Genomic DNA, 20,347 nt, shown 5'->3' on the forward strand with positions numbered 1-20,347 from the left:
GCTAATATCGTATAAAAAATTTAATCGAGGATCCAAGGTTTGAATCTTTTCAATCATCTCCATGGTCGTGCCAAGTGGCTGCTTGGTATAGCGTTGATGCTGTGCTGTGGCCTGCTCTATGGCCACGGTGTGGCTCAGGGAGATCAGGGCTATATTCAGGAAATAGCCGGAGTCAATATTATTCCCTTTATCTATCTGGGCGCCAAACATATGGTGACCGGCTACGATCATCTATTATTTTTGCTCGGAGTTATTTTCTTTCTCTACCGGCTGTCCCATATCGCGATTTATGTCAGCCTGTTTGCTTTAGGGCATTCAACCACACTGCTACTAGGTGTGTATCTTGACATCCCTGCTAACGCCTATTTGATTGATGCCATTATTGGTTTATCCATTGTGTATAAGGCGCTGGATAATATGGGAGCCTATCAACGCTGGCTGGGGTTTCAGCCCAATACAAAATATGCCACGTTGATCTTTGGCCTGTTTCACGGCTTTGGTCTGGCCACCAAAATTCAGGCGTTTGAAATCTCCAGCGATGGTTTGCTGATGAATTTATTGGCTTTTAATGTCGGGGTAGAACTTGGCCAGCTGCTCGCTCTGCTGGGCATTCTGATTGTAATCAGTTACTGGCGCACTACGTCCTCTTATTATCGTTATGCCTACAATACCAACACCTTACTGATGAGCGCCGGCTTTATGTTATTTGGCCTGCAAATCACCGGTTATGCGCTTAGCTAAGGCTCAGGAATAGATTATGTACAATTCAGAATACCCACAAGACCATCAACTGCCCACCAGCAAGCAGCTATTTATTTCAACGCTGGGGGCCATAGCATTGGCCTTGGTGTTACTGGTAACGGCCATTTTACCCGCGGAATACGGTATCGACCCTACCGGCACAGGCAAACTGTTAGGCCTCACTCAAATGGGGGAGATTAAAACTCAATTAGAGCAGGAATCTCTGGCTGACAACGCTGCCCCCATTACCGTTGAAACACCGGAAGTTGAAAGTGTTGCGGCCGAGCTTACCGCCGCTCCAGCCATCGTCCCAGCAGCGCCGGTAGAACAAGCCGTAATAGCAGCCGTTATCCCGCAAGAACGTATATCGGTAACACTGGCACCAGGGGAAGCCGCCGAAATTAAACTGGTTATGAACAAAGATGATACCGTGAACTATCACTGGCAAGTGGATACCGGCCATGTCAATTACGACACCCACGCTGATAACCCCTCTACCCGATACCACGGTTATAATAAGGGCAAAGCCGTCACGGAAGACAAAGGCATATTAACCGCTGCCTTTGACGGTAAACACGGTTGGTTCTGGCGCAATCGATCAAAGGAAATCGTAACCGTTGATTTGCAAGTAGAAGGTCAGTTTAGCGAGGTCGTCAGAGTCCTATAATTGGCCAGACACCTTCGCTTAAACCATTAACAATATGCAGGATAATAATTATGACCAGCAACAGCGATATAGTCCGAGATAATCTTTTCGCCTTTAATGCCATGGACTACAACAGAATTATGCAAGACTATGCGGATAACGCTATCGTTCATTTTGTGATGCGGGACCCGGTGGTGGGCAAAGATAATATTCGCGAGCTATTCAGTTCGTTTGAACATGATATTCAACACTGTGATATTAACATTAGCCATATTATTGAGTCCGGTGATTTGGTGATGGTCGAACGGGTTGATAATGTGCTGTTTCAGGGCAAGCCTACATCGGTTCCGGTTATGTGTACCGTAGAAATACAGGGCGGAAAAATTGTTCACTGGCGGGAATATTACGACGAAGAAACCTTTCAAAAGCAGCTACAAGCCTAGTCACTCTTCTGACCACCCTTTATCGGCGGCAAGCTGATTTAACGCTGTCAGCGTGTCATCTTTATGTTGCCACACATCACTGACCCACTGCTGAAACCGGTAGCGAAACGCTTCATCTTCAAAATAATTGCAGCCTAAAAACTCAGCGGGAATCTCCCGCAACTCAAAGCGCACCATCACATGTTTTACCCGGCCGCTTAGAAAATCCATAAAGGTCGGGCGCTTGCCACCGGGATAGGCAATGGTGATATCCAATAGCGAATGCAGGCTCTCCCCCATCGCACCGACAACAAAGCCCATACCGCCAGCCTTGGGTTTTAGCAAATGTTGATAAGGACTTTGTTGTTGAGCATGTTTGGCCGGAGTAAAGCGCGTCCCTTCCAAAAAATTAAATACCGCAACCGGCGCCTGCTTAAACTTTTCGCAGGCGCGTCGGGTACTCTCAAAGTCCTGGCCTTTTTTCTCTGGATGTTTGGCTAAATAAGCTTTGCTATAGCGCTTCATAAACGGGAAATCCAGCGCCCACCAACACAGGCCAATAATCGGCACCCATATCAATTGCTGCTTAAGAAAAAACTTGAGCATCGGCATACGGCGGTTTAATAAATGCTGCACTACCAGAATATCCGCCCAGGATTGGTGGTTGGCTACCACTAAATACCAGTGCTTTTTATCCACTGACTCCAAGCCCTGCACTTCCCACTGCATAGTCTGGGTCAGGCGCATCCAACCGGAGTTCACAGCAATCCATAGCTCGGCAATACGGATAGCAACCCGTGTGCAAAAACGCTGCCAGGAAGCCAGTGGCAGAATAAAACGTAACAAACTAACCAGCACTAACGGCGGGCCCAGCAATAGGGTATTCAAGATCAACAAACTTATAGCAATAAGCGCGCGCAATGGCGACGGCAAAAAAGCCAACATAACGATAGATACCTGTTATTGACGATAAGAAACCAGACTATAAACAGATTATTTGAAGGGGGCTATGGGATTTGGCTATCCCTGCCTAACTAAGCCTCATCGGCGCAGCACTGTTCCTTTAAAAAACCAATCACTGAATCCAACTGCTTATACTGCGCTACACAAAACAGTGTTCTCCCCTCTCGGCGCTGACTAATAAGCCCGGCAGCTTCCAAACCCTTTAAATGATGCGACAGTGTTGAACCCGGAATATCCAGTACTTGCTGCACCTCACCAACGGCAATACCCTGGCTTCCTGCCCTGACTAACTGCCTATAGACAGCCAGCCGGGTTGGATGACCCAGCTCTTTTAGTGCTTTTGCGACTGTTTCAATATCCATGGATAGCCCTCTTTTTAATAATATTTCGATATTACTAGAAATATCTTGACAGCACAAATGGCAAGGCTTATATTTCGATCATTCTAGAAATATAGATTATACAGAGATTGGGAGAAATACAATGACTATCACTTACGACATGGTGCAACAGAGCCTCGGTATGTTCGCCTTTTTGGCGGTCGAGCTTACGCTACTGTTTCTGCTGATTAGCTATCTGGTTGGGGTACTACAGGAATATATCCCCCCGGCAAAAATTCAGTCGATTTTGAGCGCCAAAAAAGGCAAGGGCTATGTGGTTGCCGCCTTATTGGGCGCCATCACCCCTTTTTGCTCCTGCTCAACCATTCCCTTTCTAAAAGGGCTGTTACGGGCTAAAGCCGGTTTTGGCACCATGATGGTTTTTCTATTTGCCAGCCCGTTGCTTAATCCAATTATTATTGGCCTGTTTGCCGTTACTTTTGGCTTAAGCGTTACCGTGTTTTATTTTGTTATCGCTATGGGTGTGTCAGTGATTGCCGGTTATACCCTGGAAAAACTCGGCTTTGAGCGCTATATCAAGGCAGAAGCCTATAGTGCACCAGCAGCATCCGGCTGCGGCAGTAGCTGCGGTGGTGCCAGTGCGCCGGTGAATAAATGGAAAGCGATTTGGGATGTCACTTGGGTCGACTTTAACAAGGTACTGCCCTATTTGCTGGGAGGTATTGCGCTAGGTTCTTTAATCTATGGTTTTATGCCCACTGAGCTGGTGTCATCGATGGCCAATGAGGACAACCCGCTGGCGGTACCGATTGCAGCTATTATCGGTATTCCTTTGTATATCCGTGCCGAAGCGGTGATTCCACTGAGTGCCGCACTGGCCGCCAAAGGGATGAGCCTGGGCGCGGTGATGGCCCTGATTATTGGCAGTGCCGGCGCCAGCCTGACGGAAGTGATACTGCTAAAGTCGATTTTCAAAAACCCGATGATTGCTGCTTTTCTGGTGGTTATTATCGGTATGGCCATAGCCGCGGGTTATTTATATGGCTTTATCTTTTAAGGCTGCCACCGCGCTCTTTGAGCGCGGTAGTAGGCTAACCGATATCAAAGACCACCTTAATTGCACCGGCTGAGCGATCCGCCGCCGTGGCAAAGGCTTCTGTTACCCCATCAAGCGGAAAGCGATGAGTGACCAGAGCCTTGGCGATATCAGGGTAGCGATGTAATATGCTGCCCGCTTCATCAAAGCTTCGGCTGGGGCTTTTGCAATGATAGCCCGCCGAGGGAATCAACTCCGGCTCCTTACCGCAAAAGGCTGGGTCTAAGGCCACCGGCTCCCAGAAAATCCCAACCAGCCCAATCCGCCCCAGAGACTTTAACCACTCCACCGAATCCTTTAACGACCCAGCGCTACCCACCGCATCCATCACGACATCGTAGTGGCCGCTGGCCGTGAGGCCTGCACCCAACAGCTCAGCCGATCGTTGTTGGTGGTCGTAGCGTGCGATCATATCGTAGCGAATACCGCGGGCACGCAATACTGCCCCTACCGCCAAACCAATGGGCCCGGCACCGATAATCAATACCCTGTCCCCTTCTCGTACCCGAGCACGATCAACACCGTGTACAGCAACTGCCAGAGGCTCTATCAAAGAAGCAATGCGCACATCCAGCCCGGTAGGTAAAGCGATGAGATGACTGGCGGGCACATGGACATACTCAGCCATGCCGCCATCACCCAAGACTCCCATTAACGAAAACCCTGACTCACAATGAATCGCCTGACCTTCATCGCAGTAACCGCACTGGCCACAGCCCCCCAAAGGCTCAATCGCCACCGCTCGGCCATCTTCGGCAATACCGGCAAATTCATGGCCGATAATATGGTCACCAAAAAAGCCCATCTCCATCATATGGATATCTGATCCGCAAATCGAAGACGACACGACTTTGACTTTTACCCCGTCACCACTGGGCTCAGGTACATCGACCAACACAGGTTTTTTATTATTGACCTTAACCGCCTTCACGGTAACTCCCCCTTTATATCCGGTTGGCGTTTTTATTGAACGCAACCGATCTAGTCATCAATAGCCATTCAAGCTGCGGGCTATCTTATACTAAACAAAGAACACATAGCATTCTGTCTATTTAACTTGCTATGATTCTACGACAAAAACTACAACGACAAGGATAAGGTTTCGCTATGCAGCAAGTTGCCACTACTCCTACCAGCCCGGATACAAACCAGCCTAAGCAAAGCCAGCATAAATACTGGCGAGGTTTTTTTCAGGATGTTGTTCACCAGCATAGCTACCAGCCGCTGCGAGTCGAAGGCGCCATACCCGACGACCTTAACGGCAGCTATTATCAAAACGGCCCCGCCAACTTTAGCAGCCACGGTAAAACACTGGGGCATATCTTTACCGGTGACGGCCTGATCCGCTCGGTTCGGCTGGGTAATGGCAAAGCCGAAGGTGCGGTAAAAGTTGTTGACTGCGTTGGCAGGCAGCGCGAACGCACCGAGGGCAAACCACTGTATGACGAACATGGCGGTTTAAAGTGGCAGCAAGGCTATCGTATGGAGCGTATCAAAGGCCTGCTAACCGGCGAATTACCGTTTCTGAATGCAGGCAATACCAATATTCTGCCTTGGCAGGGGCAACTGCTAGCACTATTTGAAGCGGATGTACCCACCCTTATATCCCCCGATAATCTGGATACACTGGGCACCACCAACATGGACGGCAATATTATCGGCCCCTTTTCCGCTCACCCGCGCTGGGTTAGTGAACGCCAGTGCGGTTATAACTTCGGTATACGGCCCGATGGCCAGGATACCCTGCTGGATATTTACGCCATGCCCCGCCAAGGAGCCTGCCAGCTAATCACTTCGATTAAGCTGGACCGTCGCTGCGTGGGCTATATCCATGATTTTATGGCCACCCCTAATTATCTGGTGTTTTTTGTCCCGCCAATGCACGCCACGATGAAAGACCTGTTTAATGTGGCACTGGGCGCCTCTCCCTTTGATATGTCCAAGTGGGATAAAAGTCTGGGCACTGAAGTGATCGTGGTACCACTGGACCGGCCGGAACAACCGATTCGTTTTTCTACCGACCCGTTTTTTGTGATTCACCATGCCAACGGCTATGAAGAAAATGGCAAGATTGTATTGAACTATATGCACTCCGCTGACCATAGTCTGTACCGGCAATTGGGTGACCTGCACCGCGGCCTGCCGATTACTTATTTAAGCGAAACCTACCCGGGCCTATGGGATGGCAGCTCCTCATTTAACCGTCTTACCCGCAGTGAAATTGACCTGCAGAAAAAGCAGATTAGCTACGATATGCTGGCCGATTTGTCCTGTGAATTCCCACGTATTAATCCCGGCCTGCAAGGCAGCAAGCATCGCTATACCTATATGTTAGGTATGCCGCCTGGCAAACCTGAAATGCCGCTTTTTTCCAGTCTGGAAAAATACGATGCCGACAGTGGCAAGACAGAAACTCTGGAGCTGGGCGATGAGCAATACCCGAATGAACCCATTTTTATTCGCCGGCAAAACCCCAGCAGTGAAGATGATGGCTATCTGCTATCAGTGATCTACGACGGCCATAACCATAGTAGCTATCTGGCAGTCATCGATGCCAAAAAATTTAATGAAGGGGTGATTGCCAAAGCCCATTTTGACCAGGCGCTACCGATTAGCTTTCATGGTAATTGGCTGTCGAGTTAATGCAGCGCTAGCTTGATGGCAATCAAGCTGTGGCAATGGTCTTGAATAAAAAGCCGGGCACTAAATATCCAACATTGAGGTATGCATGTTAAGCAGAATCCAGCTAATGAAAATTCACGCACTACTGGCAGCGTTTATTTTCCCCGTGGCCTGCCTGTTTTTAGTCACTGGTGCACTGTATACATGGGGTATCAAAGGCAATTATGAGACGGACAACTATGCTATTGACCTAAGCCAGCCGATAGAGCCCGAGCTGGAAACATTGCTTGAACTTGCTAACACTGAACTCGGTAAAAGAAACCTTAGCCTGCCTTCCGGTAAGCCAAAAATAAAATCGGCTGGCAATCACTTTTACCTCGATTGGAGCGGCGCTAAAAAAGATATCATCCTTGAGCCCACTGACAATCCACTAGTCGCCCAATTAACCGTCAAGCAAGCCAGTTGGTATAGAAATCTGGTGCAATTACATAAAGCCAAAGGCGGTGTGTTATTTAAAATCTATGCCGCTACCTTTGCTATTGCCTTGGCACTGTTATTGATATCGGGTTTTATTATGGCTTGGCAAACGCCCAAGTTGCAAAGACTGACTCTGATCACCTCGCTCTTGGGCCTAGGGTCATTTGTTGCCATGGTGCTGTTGAGTTAAAGTAGTCTCCACTTTATTTTTTAGACAAGCGATACAAGGTTTGTATGCTGCCACTCAAACACTACAGTTTACTGATTCTCGTGGCCATAGGACTGATACTAACCAGCCTCTATAGCGATGATAACAATAGTCAGCCCGCCCCTGCTGCCAAGCCTGAAATCGGCGCCAGCGTTGCCACTGTAGTCTCCAAACCGCAAAGCTATATTGAGCTTGGTGATATCGACAGCCTCGCAGACAGAGGGGAACTGCGAATCCTGATCCACTCTAATCAGGCACTTTATCTTCCCAGAAATGGTCGCCCACAAGATATCGACCTCGAAATGCTGGAAACCTTTGCTGCTGAACAAGGCCTGGCACTGTCGTTAATCGCGGTCGATAAGTATGAGGATTTAATTCCCCACCTGATCGCGGGCAAAGGCGATATTATCGCCGCCAATATGACCATTACCGAGCCCCGTAAAGAGCAGGTCACTTTTTCAGTCCCTCTGGATTTAATCAGCGAACATTTACTGAGTAGTAAAGAACAACCGCTAACGGCGTTAGATCAATTATCAACACGGATTATCGCCGTTCAAAAAGGCACTTCCTTCTGGATTACCGCTCAAAAACTCAAAGCTGAATTTAACGGGCTCACTATAAAAACCCTGGCTGGCGAAATGAGCCATGATGAAATTTTTGATTTTGTCAGCCAAAACCCCGAATACCTGACCTTGGCTGATAGCAATGTCGTATCCACTCTGGAAGGCTATCGGCAAGATTTAGAGGTATCTGGCCCACTGGTCAGCAAGCGTCCGGCGGCATGGGCGGTGCGCCCTGATAACCCGCAACTGTTAACCTTACTCAATCAGTTTATTCGCATCGAAAAACTGACCAACCCCAAAAAAGCAGACAGCATTGCCGATTGGCCAGAAATTAAGCAAAGAAAACATTTGCGAGTAGCGCTAAGAAATAACAGTGCCACTTACTTTTTATGGCGCGGTAAATTATTGGGCTTTGATTATGAATTACTCAAAGCCTTTGCTGAAAAACATAAGTTGCTGCTGGATATTGTCGTGCCCCCTGACCATGAACAACTGATTGATTATGTTAGACGCGGTAAAGCTGATATCGCCGCCGGCTTTTTAACCATTACCCCGGACCGCCAGCAAACCGGGATTGTTTTTTCCAAACCTTATCATTATGCCTCTGAACTACTGATTAGCAGTGAAAACGATAAAAGTGTTGCAAGCACCACAGACCTGGCGGGAAAAACCATTTATACCCGGCCCTCCAGCAGTTATTGGCAAACCATTCTACAGTTACAAGAAACCGTGGATGTACAACTGGTCGCCAGCCCCGAAAATGAAGAAACCGAAGAAGCCATCGCCAAAGTTGCAGCCGGCGACTATGAGTTCACCGTTGCCGACAACCATATTTTTGATATTGAACTGACCTGGCGCAATGATGTTCGCAGCGCCATGGCGCTGGGGGAACCACTGGGCCAGGGTTGGGCAGTGCGTGAGAATAACCCCTTGCTGCTCAAACAGCTGAATCAATTTATAAGCAAAGAATACCGTGGCCTTTTCTACAATATCACCTATAGAAAATATTTTAAGGCCCCCAAAGGCGTGGCCAAATTAAAAAAAGGCCAATTGGAATTTAGTGACCACGGCACCCTCTCCCCCTATGACGATACGGTTAAACTCTTTGCCGAAAAATATAAATTTGACTGGCGCTTGCTGGTCGCCCAGATGTATCAGGAAAGTCAATTTAATCCCAAGGCCAGATCATGGGCCGGGGCGGTTGGTTTGTTTCAGGTAATGCCAAGAACCGCCAAGGAACTTGGCTATAAAAATTTACAGAACCCGCAAATTGGTATTGAGGCCGGGGTACGCTATATGGACTGGAGCAGAAAACGCTTCCCTGACACACTGACCGTGACCGACCGGCTCTGGTTTACCCTTGCCGCCTATAATGCCGGCGCCGGCCATGTACATGATGCCAGACGACTGGCCAAGCAAAAGGGCTGGAACGCCAACCTGTGGTTTGGCCATGTAGAGAAGGCGATGTTACTGCTATCAAAACGGGAATATGCTGCCAAAGCCCGCCATGGTTATGTGCGCGGGCAGGAGCCGGTGAATTATGTCAGGCAAATCCGTGACCGGTTTAACGCCTATGTTGTACTCACCGAAGATGCGGCGGATGAATTGGCGGCTAACCCTTAGCGATTAAGGCAACCATAGCCTCACCCACGGCATGGGCTGACGAGGGGTTTTGCCCGGTTACCAGTTGGCCGTCCGTAATCACATGCTCCAGCCAGGGGCCTACCTTAGTGAATTTGGCCGCTTTGCGCGTCAACGCTTCTTCCAATAAGAAAGGGATTTTATCGATGGTGGCGAAATCAATTTCTTCTTCGCGGGTAAAGGCCGTTACTTGCCTGGACGCCAACAGCATGGAGCCATCGGATAGTTCAACCGGCAATAGCGCCGCCGGACCATGACAGACGGCAGCGACGACCTTGCCAGCCTCATAAAAATTTGCGGTGATAGCAGCCACGTCCTTATTGCTGGCAAGATCAGATAACAAACCAAAACCGCCGGGGAAAAACAGGGCGTTATAGTCATCGTTATTGATTTGCGCCGTCGCCAGAGTATCGTTAATACGGGCTTGAAAATCGGCATCGGCCAGTACTGACTGATTGACTGCGTCATCAATCTCTTCGCCGTAGAGTGGTGCTGCACCGCCGCTAATAGAGGCGATATCGTAGCTATAACCCGCATCCAGAAAAACCTGAAGGGCATGGGTGAGCTCAGGGGCATAGGTACCGTTTTTTTCGTCGGTATCCCCCAGCGTTGCGTGGTTGGTCACTATAATTAAAACCTTAGCCATAACAAACTCCCTATTTTGTTTTGATCAATCTTTACTATTCGCTTGATCAGGCTCAATGGATTGGTCTCTCTGTTACCACACCACCGAGGCGCTAAGAAAAGCTGATCGCTCGTAGTAGTTACCCGTCTGGTATTCCAGATACACCTCATCCAATAGATTCTCAACCTTGGCATCAAATCTTAGCTGATAGTCACTGATCGTCATTTCTTTACTCAGGGCAATATCATGACGGTAGTAGGAATCGGTTTTGGTACCGCCGCGCCAATTGGTAAACGACTGGTGGTAACTCAATAAGGAGGCACTCCAACCGCCCTTAAAGCGCTGGGTAATAAACAGGCTGGCGGTATGCTCGGGCACATCGTCTTTTTGCGGCTCAGGTGGCCTATAGGATTTATTAATACGAATCGCATCCAACCTTACATTGGCATAAGCCAGAGCGATGGAGGTATCGGCCAAGGGGCGCCACTTAATTTGCATATCATAACCGGTAGCACGCCAGAACTTACCATTGTCATTAAAACGTACTTTGCCATTGGTATCATTGGCGGCAATCCAATCGGCATGGTCGGTTTTGTATTTAATATTATCGATACCGCCATCCATATCTTCCTGGAAGGCGCGCCAATCAATATCCACTTTGCCATCAAAGAAACTGCCGTAGTAAGCCGCTTCAAGGCTCTCTATTTCCTCGGCGTCGATGTCTTCCTCGGATAAAATTTCATCATCAATCCAGATATCATAGGCGTTAACACCAATCTTGCGATTGGCCTCAAACAGTGAAGCAGAGCGGTAGGCTTTAGACGCATTAACCCGGAAGTGATGCTGAGGGTGCAACTGGTAGTGAATGGAAATACGGGGCGACACATTGGTTTGATCAATTTGCTGGTTTTCCACCATGGCGCCAATATTGGTCAGCCATTTTTCTGCAAAGCGCCACTCCACATTGGAAAAAGCATAATAAATTTCATTATCAACCGTACCCGTGGTTTCCAGTGCATTCGGCGCCTTAAGTGTTTGGTATTTGAAACCTAGCCCAGACAACATTCTCAGCTGGTTACTAAAGGTATGCTGATATTCCAATTCAGTTTCCCAGAGGGTGACTTCGCGACTGCCAAAGCCCGCATTAACCAGAATATCAGGGTTACCTTGCAGCTCTATAGCCAACTCCTCCGGGGTCCAGCCTTCTTCCTCCGCCAGCGAAATCAAAGACTGGTGATCTGAGTCTGAATCATACAGCGACATATGCCACTTCCATTGCTGGAACTCTTCAACCCGCTGCCAGCCCGCCGTTAGCCAGTAGCTGGTATTTTCATCATCGGCGAACTCTTCACTGTGGTCACCATCGCCAATGCCAAAATCGCCTTCACTCCAACCCAATTCAAACTCGACCGTATCCAACAGAGAGGGTGTAAACGTGGTATTGAGCACGATATGGCCCACATCGGTATCATCATCAAGACGCGCCAGATTGCCATAATCATCTTCAGGGTGAGTACGTCGCCACTCTTCCAGACCAATATTGCCATCAAAGCCATCGTTCTCCCGATGAGAAACCCGTACCTGACCATAGCCACTGCCGACTTGGAAGTTAGAGCGAATATTGATATTGCGTGTGTTTTGATCACCCGCTGTAGCCCGTACATGAGTGCCACTTTCTTTTAATGGGCTTTTGGTGGTGATACTCACAGCTCCGACCACCGCATTGGAACCATAGACCGGCACATTGGAGCCGCGTACAAACTCTATATGGTCAATATCATCGGGGGTAATACCCAGTGAATCCCAGCTAATAGTCGGGTATGAAGGGACATAGACACTGCGGCCATTAATCCGCACTTCCAAACGACGCGGGTCATCGTCGGTTAGATCATGACCCGACAGGGACTGCACAGAGCCATTGACATAAAAGCTGATAAAGCCCGGCACCAGGCGAAAGACCTCAACCAGGTTATTGGGTGCCAGTGCAGCGATCATATCGCTGTCGATAACGGTCACTGAAGAGGGGGAGTCTTGCCGTGCCTGCTTCATCCGCGAACCTGAGCTAACAGCCGGGATATCAACAAACATATCAGTTTCATCGTAGTAATCGGATGATTCTGAAGCAGCCACTGCCGCTGCCGATGACAGCAAAGAAAAAAGTACTACTACGGGTAATGCAACCATTAAAGAATGCCTAAGCTATTCTCCAGATCCATGGATTTTATTATCAATTATAAAAGACTTGAGTCCATTGCTCCCAAGTACAACGCCAGACATTGTACAGATAAGCAGAGCTTGCGGGACAGTAAATAGTGGATTTTTTTACAACTTAAATAGATTTTAGTGGGTTTAACCACTCGCTATATAGGGCTATAGTGCAAAACAGAAACAATTTTACTCAATTGCCCTAAACTGATGCATTCAGTAAACCGCAATATAAATAAGGCAACACCATTCTTTTGCTGGAATATTTGCTACGATAACCCAATTACTTTAATACCGGAGATAAACAATGACCTTTTTCAAACAGCTTTCCCTGATGACCCTGGTAGTTGCCAGCTTTACCGCCCAAGCCAATGAGGTGGGCGTCAATCAGGAAAAACCTGCTATTGCTGCCAGCGTCTCAATGGAAGTGACAGCCGTTGTTGAAGCCATCAATCACGAAACCCGTGAAGTGAGCCTAAAAAGAACCGATGGAAAAATCATCAGCTTTACCGCTGGCGATGAAGCTCGTAATTTAGATCAGGTGGCTGTTGGCGATATCGTTAATGCTGAATATATCGAGTCTGTCTCTATTCAGGTGATGGCAGCCGATAACCCTGAAGCGGCGGAATTGGCCTTAGCCGCAGGCGCACGCAGCGAAGCGGGTGAGATGCCGGGTATGGCCACCATAGCCACACAAATTTCGGTAGCCACGGTTGAAGCGATTAATATTGAAGCCAATACCTTTAAGTTGAAAACTGCAGATGGCGTCGTCAAGGAATATACTGCCCGCAACCCGGAAAACCTAAAGCACTCAGCCGTTGGTGATATCGTAGTCACTACCGTTACCCAAGGCCTTGCCATTGCTGTTGAAAAAGCGCCTGCTGCTGAATAAGCTGCACTCAGGACTCGGTGATAACCATGCGCTGGACGTTGTCTATGATTAAAAAACTGGTAGCCATTATGCTCACAGCGCTTATCGCCCTGATTGTCGGCTTTAATATTTGGGGGGCAGCAACCCTGGGCTCTATGGAGCCAGCCGCCAATGCTGAACGAGACCCGACAGCCAATAAGGTCGTGATGGTATTTGGTGCTACAGGCTCTGCCGGTGGCGGCTTAGTAAAAGCCGCCATTGAAGATACTGAAGTAGACACCGTCTATGTCGTTACCCGGCGTACCACCGAGTACCTTGATAGTGTTAAAAACTCCGCTAAGGTCAGCATTATTATGCATAAAGACTTTACGGATTACTCCGCGATTACTGATCAACTGAGTGAAACCACGACCGTATTATGGGCATTGGGTAAATCATCATTACAGGTTGATGAAGCCACCTACACCCTGATTCATGTTGATTTCCCGGCGGCCTTTATGCCCACCTGGCTTGCCGCCAGAAAACAGGCTGGCGCTATCAATGCCCCGATGTCCTGGCATTTTATTGCCGGTATGGGCACAGAAGACAGCGACGCGCCCTGGGCCCATGATAAACGTAAGACCGAACGGAATATGGCCGCCCTTGCAGAGGGAACAGGCCTAAGAGTATTTAGTTATCGCTCGGCTTATATCCGCCCCGTTTCTGAAACAACCAATGCTGGCCACCATATTACCGAGGCCCTACTACGCCCTGGCTCACTGGTAACCAGCTCCAAAGAATTGGGCCAGGCCATGCTGGAAATTAGCGCCCGCACCAAGGAGCTACCCAATGGCAGCCTACTGGACAATGCTGACAGTCTGGCCTATACAAAAGCTTACCAACAGCAACATCAGATTAAATAAAGATGTGGATCACAACCGGATAAATACGCTGTGATAATAAAACCCATACTAGTACTGCTACTACAGGCTGCTCTGGCTTTAACAGCCCAGCAGGCCTATGGGCAACAGCCGCTGCGTTTTGCCGTAGACAACCGTCACTCTGACCCCATCCCACCCTATAGCTGGTATAACCAATGCAAAAAGGTGCACCAGGGGTTTAACAATGCACTGTATAAAAAAATTGCCGCTGACCTGTCACTGGAGGCCAAGTTTATTGAAGCCGGGCTGGCAGAAAACACCATTGATATGCTCAACCAATCCACCGCATTATTAATGGAAAACAAAGCCGACTTTGCTTTGGCTCCGCCCAGTTTTATTCAACAGCGGAATCAACTGACTGCCGGAGAAAAACCGGTCACTGCCACCAGCCCTGTACTGATATTAGCCGCCAGCCAGGCCGAGATCACCGAGGTTAAACAACTTGAAAAGCTAAACGGTGTTGGGGTCAATAGTGCAGATGCCGTTAAAATACTCAAACTGCAAAACGTTAATATTAATGTCAACAAGGTCGGCTCCATTAAAGAAGCCGTTATGCATTTGGCCAGAGGTGAGCAAGACTACTGGCTGACCGATAAATTTATTGCGCAATATCTGATTAATGACCTCGGGCTACAAAGTAAGGTCAGAATTTCTAAATTAAAGGTCGGTACGTCCATAGGGCTGCATATTATGACCAACCAGCAGCCCGTCAATCAGGAGCGCCTCCAGCAAATTGACCAGTTGCTAGCCTCCTATCACCAGAACGGCTATATCGAGTACCTGAAATTTCGGGTAATGCAGAGTTGGCTGGCTAATAAAGATTGCGCCAATAGCGCGGATTAAACCACGCTACCAGTCGGCAAGTTTTGCCGCCTTGATATTTTTTTCTATACGTTCCATCGGGAGTAATTCCTTACCATTATCTAACATAAAACGAAGAAATTTTTCCGCCACGATAGATAGCCGTTTATCCTTTAAATGCGAGACCTGCCACTTTGCCATAATCGGAAAGCCGCTGACTTTTAACTGGGTCATTTCCTTGCTATCGAACAGGGTATAAGCGGAGAGAATTGAAATCCCCATATTGGCAATAACCGCATATTTAATCGCCTCATTACTTTGCACGGTCATGGTTCTGGGTAGCGACAACTGTTTTTGCTGCAAGTATTTTTCAATATTTAATAAGGTTTCAGAACCCTGCTCCCGCAGGATAAACCGCTGCTCCAGTAGATCGGACCAGGTTAACTTTTTACGTTTTGCCAAGGGGTTTTTTACCGAAGCTACAACCACAATGGGGTTGGGCAAAAAATCATATTCAACCACTTCCATACCCTCAGGCGTATCCCCCAGAATATATAAGTCATCCAGGTTATCCTGCATCCGGGCAACAATTTCACTGCGGTTGCCCACATTAAATTCCACCTCTACACCGGGATAGCGCTCACAAAACGGGCCCAGCACATGGTAGAGAAAATACTTGGCGGTACTGACCACTGCTATTCTTAACACTCCCGCCTCCAGCCCTTTAATATCATTGATGCGATGACTCAGGCGATTTACCGCATCAAAAATTTCCGTCCCTGCGGCCACCACCTCTTCCCCCACATCGGTCAAACTGAGCTTTTTGCCAATCACTTCATACAGCGGCAAGCCAATCGCCTCACTGAGCTTACGTACCTGCATGGACACACTGGGCTGGGTTAGGTGCAGCTGCTCAGCGGCTCTGACGATACTGCCCTGCTCCGCCACCGCCATAAAAATTTCTAGCTGGCGAAGGGTGCCCAGTCTGGTTAGCAAGTGAGTGTCGATAGATTTTGGCATGTTGGGTCCTGTTATTTTGAATGGCAAGTAGAGGGGGTGGGAACGAGCTGCACTGGGTAGGGGGATGGTTTACAGCATCCCCTGAAACCCTAGCCCTCACTCCTACACCTAATTCGCACACAAATACATAGATCATTATCTATCAAAATTATAAGTAATATCTATTTTTATCTATTCTTAATATACACTATTTTTACCCCATCAAAACCCGCACCACCAATAAAGGAGCCGAGTTATGCGCCCCCATGTAGAATTTGTCGATGAAAAAGACCTGTTATGGCATATCGCCGAGCTGCCCCACGGCGTGGGTGAAGCCAAACAGAAACACCTGAGCTATGACGAAGAAGACGGCTCAGCCTCAACACGGGTAGACTTTGTTACCGATTGGTCCCGCCCCTCTGGGCTGCATACAGCGGTCACCGAGTGGTTTGTGCTTAAAGGTGAAGTCACACTGGGGGATAAAACCTTAGTCGATGGCGATTACTGGTGTGCACCCAAAGGTGTATGTACTCCGGCGATCAGTGTAAAAGCCGGCACTGAAATTCTCTTATTCCGCGAATACGGTGACTGGAGCTTTACCCCGGCTACGGCTGACCTTGAAGACAAAGAAGAGATCGCCGAACTCACCATCATGAGCTCCAATAATATGGAATGGTATGCGGTTGAAGACCCTGTTAATGGCAGCCCCATGAACTTTGAGCGCGGTGGCGGTGCTATGCCTGTACCCGGCATGTTTATCAAACTGCTTTACCGCAACCCGGTGACCGGCTTTTATACCCGCTTAATCAAAGCCGGCCCAGGCTGGAAAGAGCATCCACTGGCCCACCACCCCGTCTTTGAAGAAGCCTACCTGCTTAGTGGTGAATTTAACTACAACTACGGCACCATCCATGCTGGCGGTTACTTCTTCCGCCCTGCCGGTGTTCGCCACGGTGATTTTGTGGCCGGTGATGAAGAAGGCTTTACCTTTATCCTGCGCTGCGATGGTGACCTGGTAGATTGGTATACGGACAACGCCCGTGTTGAAATGCAAGGCGACCCGGTTAACTGGGGAGAAGGGTTTCCCTTAAGTGAACCACCGGTGATGTTACAGCCCGTACGTTCAAAAACCGCAGGGCCATGGAAAGACCCTAACTACCAATAGCGATGATCGGGTGGCAGGCTTTAAGGCGCAAGAGTTTTAAAGCCACCATCCACATAAATCAACGAAGACAACTGGTCGGCGTAGCTAACGTCAACCACCCTGCCAACAATCATTCCGTGGCTGCCATATTCATTGCGCTGCTCAAACTCACAGACAAAACTGGCCTGAGCATCCGCTAAAACAGGTACACCAGTGTGGTGCTGCTGCCAATCCCCAACCGAAAAACGCTGCTCACCCTTTTGACGAATACAGGCGTCGACCACCGCTTGATGCTCTGCACCCAGCACATTAACGCCAAAGTGACTTCCGGGTTTTAACAAGGGATAGAGCGAGGCCGTTTTTTCAAGCGGCAGCAATAAGCTTGGGGGATCGTTGGTTAAATTAGTAATGGCTGAAGAAGGCGACGCATAACGCCCCTGATGATCACTCACCGTTACAATACAAATGGATTTGCCAAAGCGCTTAATCGCCTGTTCGGTTTTATCGGCCAGAGTACTCATCACTACCTGTTATGCTTATGAAAAGAGAGACTATTATTGCATAGCTTCCAATTGCTTACGCCGTTTTTCATCCGCTTCCATGGCTTGAGCATCCAAGGACCTGGCTCGATTCAAGGTATCGATCTGATGCTTGGGAATCACCCCTGTGCCACTGCTTTGCTGTGTCGGGGCCACGGTCTCATCAGCGTTATCGTCTTCGGCAGATTGAGAACAGGCACCTAACACGAGCGACAAGCTTATTGTCAAAGCCACAGCGAGACTTGCGGGGTGTGAATATCGATGATTTAGCACTTTTCAAACCTCTTATAAATAGCTTAAGGTAGCCCTCAGTCTTGCACTTTAACCAGAAAATGCAAGCCAGTAACAGCGGAGCCATTATGCACAAGCGAGTACCTACAACGGCCACTATCGTTATTGCCCTTCTCCTTAGCTTTAGCCATAGCAGCCCCTTGCAAGCCGACGACACCCTGCGCTGCGGTACCCGCCTGATACAAAAAGACGACCTGGCAATACAAGTCAGAGAAAAATGCGGCAAACCTGTCAGTCAGGAAATTATCGGCTATACCCTGCGCAATGAGTACCAATACCAAACCAACCGGCAGCGAGAATATAAAATTGAACAATGGCTGTATGGACCTTACCGCGGTTTTTATCAGGAAATTATTTTTGAAGCGGGCAAAGTCAAACAGATAAACCGCATCAAAGACTAAGCCACCTTATTAGCTCTGGCCATCATCTTCCACAGCAAACCCGGAAATAAACGCCGCCATAACACCAAAAAACCAGCCTCATTGGGGCGCACCACCCACTGGCCTTTTTCCAGCGCGGTTTCAGTTGCATCAATAATCGATGCCGGGCTGGACATTTTGCCCGTGTGCTTGGCCTCTTTCAAACCTGCCGGGCCATCTTGCATCGCCTGATTGACCAGAGGGGTATCTACCATCGGCGGGCAGACTAACAAAAACCGGATGGGGCTATCCTTATTTTCATGCACCAGAACCTCAGCAAACGCGTTAGTGGCTGACTTGGTCGCGCAATAGGCCCCCATATTATGCATAGGCACATCACCCAGCATGGAACCAAACAGAATAATATCGCCAGCGCCACGCTGCTCCATCAACGGCATCAGGGTTTTCACCAAATTGACAGTACCAAAATAATTGACCGACATAGTCTGGTTGATTTTTTCTGCGGGCATATCCTTTAACAACTGGCCCGGCATAATCGCCGCACAATGGGTTAAGCGGTCAATGGGACCAAGGCGCTGTTCAACCTCGGCCACCAGCGCCCTCACCTTGGCCAGGTCAGTCACGTCGCAGTTAAAGGGTGTAATATTGTCGGACTCCGCCGCCGTTGCAGCCAAGGCCTCGTCGTTAAGGTCAACAATCGCAACCTTTGCTCCTTGCTCTGCCAAACGTAAAGCAGTGAGCCGCCCCATACCACTGGCACCTCCCGTCACCAATGCAACCTTGCCATAAAATGCCATAAAGCGATTTACCCTTACTGATATGATTGATTGTCACCACGGGGATCATAGACCATGACCGCAGCTGTGACTTGAACACACTAAAGCCATAGAGTACCGTGTCGCTACAATAATTATCCAGTCATTTCAGTCAGTTCTAACAAACCGACACCGCAGGAGATCAGCCATGACCGCAGAGACCACCGCCCCCGCCTCAAAAGGCGCCCAAAGAATACGCACCATAGCGATTGTGTTACTAGTTCTGCTGCCTGTATCAGCACTGGGTTCACGCCTTGGCATTTGGCCTTATAGCATCGGCTTGTTATTACTCTCCGTCTCTTTACTGGGCAGCTTGATTATCCAAATCATCAATGCCATCTGGCTATTTCGCAAACCCGCTGCCGGCACCAAATCTGCCCTGCGCTATGCCAGCTTAATCGCCCTGCCACCCCTGGTACTGGTCGCTAACTTTATGCAAGGCATGGGTGAAGACCGCCCGCTTATTCACAATATCAGCACCGACCTTGAAAACCCGCCACAGTTTGTCGAAGCCATCCAGCAACGGGGTAATGACAGCAACCCACTGGAATATTCGGCGGAAGTTGCCACCTTACAGCAGCAGAGTTTCCCTGAGATTAATAGCCTGCAATCAGACCTTAGCCCAGAGCAGGCCTTTGCCAAGGCCCTAACCACCGCCGAGGCTATGGGGTGGTCGGTATACGACCAGAATAAACTGCAAGGCCGTATTGAGGCGGTGGATACCACCTTCTGGTTTGGCTTTAAAGACGATGTGGTTATCCGCATTAAGGCCAGTGATCAGGGCAGTATTATCGATATGCGTTCGGTCTCACGGGTAGGCAAAGGCGATATGGGGGCCAATGCCAAGCGGATTATGGCTTTTCAGGCGATGTTTAAAGGTGAGAAAGGCTAACTCTCTCACTAAGCCGACTGTGGTATTAATACGAAAATAGGTGAAAATACGTATGTAATTCACAGCCACAAGAGCGAATAGTAGGGTCTTTAATCCGTAATATGACCGGGAGCTAATCTGCCGTCCTATTCCGGACCTACTGATA

General features: G+C 48.7%; 22 protein-coding genes. 13 read left to right on the forward strand and 9 right to left on the reverse strand.

Annotated features, from left to right (window positions below; genetic code table 11):
• Positions 1-39 precede the first annotated feature (39 nt).
• The 3 genes from BST96_RS01760 to BST96_RS01770 are packed head-to-tail and all read left to right on the forward strand — an operon-like array spanning position 40 to position 1,830.
• Entirely contained in the window at positions 40-741 is a 702-nt protein-coding gene (locus BST96_RS01760) for a HupE/UreJ family protein (protein ID WP_476703805.1), read from the forward strand.
• 16 nt (positions 742-757) lie between these two features.
• Positions 758-1,408 (forward strand): hypothetical protein, encoded by a 651-nt coding sequence (locus tag BST96_RS01765; protein ID WP_085757034.1) that lies wholly within the window; start codon positions 758-760, stop codon positions 1,406-1,408.
• Between the two features lie 50 nt (positions 1,409-1,458).
• Positions 1,459-1,830, forward strand: coding sequence for a nuclear transport factor 2 family protein (locus BST96_RS01770; RefSeq protein ID WP_085757035.1), 372 nt, complete (start codon positions 1,459-1,461; stop codon positions 1,828-1,830).
• Here the strand turns inward: BST96_RS01770 and BST96_RS01775 are convergent, their stop codons facing one another.
• Positions 1,831-2,754 carry an acyltransferase gene (locus tag BST96_RS01775; RefSeq protein WP_085757036.1) on the reverse strand — a complete coding sequence of 308 codons (924 nt, stop codon included), beginning with the start codon at positions 2,752-2,754 and terminating at the stop codon, positions 1,831-1,833.
• Between the two features lie 89 nt (positions 2,755-2,843).
• Positions 2,844-3,134 carry an ArsR/SmtB family transcription factor gene (locus BST96_RS01780; RefSeq protein ID WP_085757037.1) on the reverse strand — a complete coding sequence of 97 codons (291 nt, stop codon included), beginning with the start codon at positions 3,132-3,134 and terminating at the stop codon, positions 2,844-2,846.
• 121 nt (positions 3,135-3,255) lie between these two features.
• Between BST96_RS01780 and BST96_RS01785 the strand changes: the two genes are divergently transcribed.
• A complete protein-coding gene (locus BST96_RS01785; RefSeq protein WP_085757038.1) occupies positions 3,256-4,170 on the forward strand; it encodes a permease in 915 nt (304 codons plus the stop codon).
• 34 nt (positions 4,171-4,204) lie between these two features.
• On the opposite strand, the gene BST96_RS01790 is transcribed toward BST96_RS01785, so the two are convergent.
• The gene (locus BST96_RS01790; protein ID WP_169713864.1) at positions 4,205-5,140 is read right to left on the reverse strand and encodes a zinc-dependent alcohol dehydrogenase; all 936 of its coding nucleotides are present in this window, start codon (positions 5,138-5,140) and stop codon (positions 4,205-4,207) included.
• A gap of 176 nt (positions 5,141-5,316) precedes the next feature.
• On the opposite strand from BST96_RS01790, the gene BST96_RS01795 reads away from it, so the two are divergent.
• The 3 genes from BST96_RS01795 (at position 5,317) to BST96_RS01805 (ending at position 9,702) form a co-directional block, all read left to right on the forward strand.
• Positions 5,317-6,852 (forward strand): carotenoid oxygenase family protein, encoded by a 1,536-nt coding sequence (locus BST96_RS01795; protein WP_085757040.1) that lies wholly within the window; start codon positions 5,317-5,319, stop codon positions 6,850-6,852.
• Between the two features lie 106 nt (positions 6,853-6,958).
• Complete coding sequence (locus BST96_RS01800) at positions 6,959-7,498, forward strand: PepSY domain-containing protein (protein ID WP_169713865.1); 540 nt, start codon at positions 6,959-6,961, stop codon at positions 7,496-7,498.
• A 44-nt stretch (positions 7,499-7,542) separates the two neighbouring features.
• Entirely contained in the window at positions 7,543-9,702 is a 2,160-nt protein-coding gene (locus BST96_RS01805; RefSeq protein ID WP_085757042.1) for an MltF family protein, read from the forward strand.
• On the opposite strand, the gene BST96_RS01810 is transcribed toward BST96_RS01805, so the two are convergent.
• Complete coding sequence (locus BST96_RS01810; protein ID WP_085757043.1) at positions 9,692-10,366, reverse strand: type 1 glutamine amidotransferase domain-containing protein; 675 nt, start codon at positions 10,364-10,366, stop codon at positions 9,692-9,694. The genes BST96_RS01805 and BST96_RS01810 overlap by 11 nt on opposite strands.
• A 72-nt stretch (positions 10,367-10,438) precedes the next feature.
• Positions 10,439-12,529, reverse strand: a complete 2,091-nt coding sequence (locus BST96_RS01815; protein ID WP_085757044.1) for a TonB-dependent receptor plug domain-containing protein — start codon at positions 12,527-12,529, stop codon at positions 10,439-10,441.
• Positions 12,530-12,857: 328 nt separating this feature from the next.
• Here BST96_RS01815 and BST96_RS01820 point away from each other — a divergent pair, with 328 nt between their 5' ends.
• Genes BST96_RS01820 through BST96_RS01830 form a run of 3 tightly spaced genes read left to right on the forward strand, consistent with a single transcriptional unit; the run spans position 12,858 to position 15,184 of the window.
• Positions 12,858-13,442 carry a hypothetical protein gene (locus BST96_RS01820; RefSeq protein ID WP_085757045.1) on the forward strand — a complete coding sequence of 195 codons (585 nt, stop codon included), beginning with the start codon at positions 12,858-12,860 and terminating at the stop codon, positions 13,440-13,442.
• A 44-nt stretch (positions 13,443-13,486) separates the two neighbouring features.
• Entirely contained in the window at positions 13,487-14,323 is an 837-nt protein-coding gene (locus BST96_RS01825) for a Rossmann-fold NAD(P)-binding domain-containing protein (RefSeq protein WP_085757046.1), read from the forward strand.
• Between the two features lie 30 nt (positions 14,324-14,353).
• On the forward strand, positions 14,354-15,184 hold the full coding sequence (locus BST96_RS01830) for a substrate-binding periplasmic protein (RefSeq protein ID WP_085757047.1): 831 nt from the start codon (positions 14,354-14,356) through the stop codon (positions 15,182-15,184).
• A gap of 6 nt (positions 15,185-15,190) precedes the next feature.
• Here the strand turns inward: BST96_RS01830 and BST96_RS01835 are convergent, their stop codons facing one another.
• Positions 15,191-16,162 (reverse strand): LysR family transcriptional regulator, encoded by a 972-nt coding sequence (locus tag BST96_RS01835; RefSeq protein ID WP_085757048.1) that lies wholly within the window; start codon positions 16,160-16,162, stop codon positions 15,191-15,193.
• 235 nt (positions 16,163-16,397) lie between these two features.
• On the opposite strand from BST96_RS01835, the gene BST96_RS01840 reads away from it, so the two are divergent.
• Complete coding sequence (locus BST96_RS01840; protein ID WP_085757049.1) at positions 16,398-17,306, forward strand: DUF4437 domain-containing protein; 909 nt, start codon at positions 16,398-16,400, stop codon at positions 17,304-17,306.
• Positions 17,307-17,326: 20 nt separating this feature from the next.
• Here BST96_RS01840 and BST96_RS01845 read toward each other — a convergent pair whose 3' ends face one another.
• Both BST96_RS01845 and BST96_RS01850 read right to left on the reverse strand, forming a co-directional pair.
• Entirely contained in the window at positions 17,327-17,806 is a 480-nt protein-coding gene (locus BST96_RS01845) for a flavin reductase family protein (RefSeq protein ID WP_085757050.1), read from the reverse strand.
• 33 nt (positions 17,807-17,839) lie between these two features.
• Positions 17,840-18,040 (reverse strand): hypothetical protein, encoded by a 201-nt coding sequence (locus BST96_RS01850; protein ID WP_157117814.1) that lies wholly within the window; start codon positions 18,038-18,040, stop codon positions 17,840-17,842.
• A 143-nt stretch (positions 18,041-18,183) separates the two neighbouring features.
• Between BST96_RS01850 and BST96_RS01855 the strand changes: the two genes are divergently transcribed.
• Positions 18,184-18,516, forward strand: coding sequence for a DUF2845 domain-containing protein (locus BST96_RS01855; protein ID WP_169713866.1), 333 nt, complete (start codon positions 18,184-18,186; stop codon positions 18,514-18,516).
• Here BST96_RS01855 and BST96_RS01860 read toward each other — a convergent pair.
• Positions 18,513-19,292: an SDR family NAD(P)-dependent oxidoreductase gene (locus tag BST96_RS01860; protein ID WP_085757053.1), complete on the reverse strand. Its 780-nt coding sequence runs from the start codon at positions 19,290-19,292 to the stop codon at positions 18,513-18,515. The genes BST96_RS01855 and BST96_RS01860 overlap by 4 nt on opposite strands.
• A 166-nt stretch (positions 19,293-19,458) precedes the next feature.
• Here BST96_RS01860 and BST96_RS01865 point away from each other — a divergent pair, with 166 nt between their 5' ends.
• Positions 19,459-20,202 (forward strand): DUF1499 domain-containing protein, encoded by a 744-nt coding sequence (locus BST96_RS01865; protein WP_085757054.1) that lies wholly within the window; start codon positions 19,459-19,461, stop codon positions 20,200-20,202.
• Positions 20,203-20,347: the final 145 nt, after the last annotated feature.

Source organism: Oceanicoccus sagamiensis, assembly GCF_002117105.1.
Classification (GTDB): domain Bacteria; phylum Pseudomonadota; class Gammaproteobacteria; order Pseudomonadales; family Dasaniaceae; genus Oceanicoccus; species Oceanicoccus sagamiensis.

Coding starts and splice junctions, on each gene's coding strand:
- BST96_RS01840 (WP_085757049.1), top strand. CDS start 16,398: ATGCGCCCCCATGTAGAATTTGTCGATGAAAAAGACCTGTTATGGCAT.
- BST96_RS01825 (WP_085757046.1), top strand. CDS start 13,487: ATGATTAAAAAACTGGTAGCCATTATGCTCACAGCGCTTATCGCCCTG.
- BST96_RS01845 (WP_085757050.1), bottom strand. CDS start 17,806: ATGAGTACTCTGGCCGATAAAACCGAACAGGCGATTAAGCGCTTTGGC.
- BST96_RS01780 (WP_085757037.1), bottom strand. CDS start 3,134: ATGGATATTGAAACAGTCGCAAAAGCACTAAAAGAGCTGGGTCATCCA.
- BST96_RS01815 (WP_085757044.1), bottom strand. CDS start 12,529: ATGGTTGCATTACCCGTAGTAGTACTTTTTTCTTTGCTGTCATCGGCA.
- BST96_RS01785 (WP_085757038.1), top strand. CDS start 3,256: ATGACTATCACTTACGACATGGTGCAACAGAGCCTCGGTATGTTCGCC.
- BST96_RS01770 (WP_085757035.1), top strand. CDS start 1,459: ATGACCAGCAACAGCGATATAGTCCGAGATAATCTTTTCGCCTTTAAT.
- BST96_RS01855 (WP_169713866.1), top strand. CDS start 18,184: ATGCACAAGCGAGTACCTACAACGGCCACTATCGTTATTGCCCTTCTC.
- BST96_RS01865 (WP_085757054.1), top strand. CDS start 19,459: ATGACCGCAGAGACCACCGCCCCCGCCTCAAAAGGCGCCCAAAGAATA.
- BST96_RS01805 (WP_085757042.1), top strand. CDS start 7,543: ATGCTGCCACTCAAACACTACAGTTTACTGATTCTCGTGGCCATAGGA.
- BST96_RS01835 (WP_085757048.1), bottom strand. CDS start 16,162: ATGCCAAAATCTATCGACACTCACTTGCTAACCAGACTGGGCACCCTT.
- BST96_RS01860 (WP_085757053.1), bottom strand. CDS start 19,292: ATGGCATTTTATGGCAAGGTTGCATTGGTGACGGGAGGTGCCAGTGGT.
- BST96_RS01795 (WP_085757040.1), top strand. CDS start 5,317: ATGCAGCAAGTTGCCACTACTCCTACCAGCCCGGATACAAACCAGCCT.
- BST96_RS01775 (WP_085757036.1), bottom strand. CDS start 2,754: ATGTTGGCTTTTTTGCCGTCGCCATTGCGCGCGCTTATTGCTATAAGT.
- BST96_RS01765 (WP_085757034.1), top strand. CDS start 758: ATGTACAATTCAGAATACCCACAAGACCATCAACTGCCCACCAGCAAG.
- BST96_RS01820 (WP_085757045.1), top strand. CDS start 12,858: ATGACCTTTTTCAAACAGCTTTCCCTGATGACCCTGGTAGTTGCCAGC.
- BST96_RS01810 (WP_085757043.1), bottom strand. CDS start 10,366: ATGGCTAAGGTTTTAATTATAGTGACCAACCACGCAACGCTGGGGGAT.
- BST96_RS01800 (WP_169713865.1), top strand. CDS start 6,959: ATGAAAATTCACGCACTACTGGCAGCGTTTATTTTCCCCGTGGCCTGC.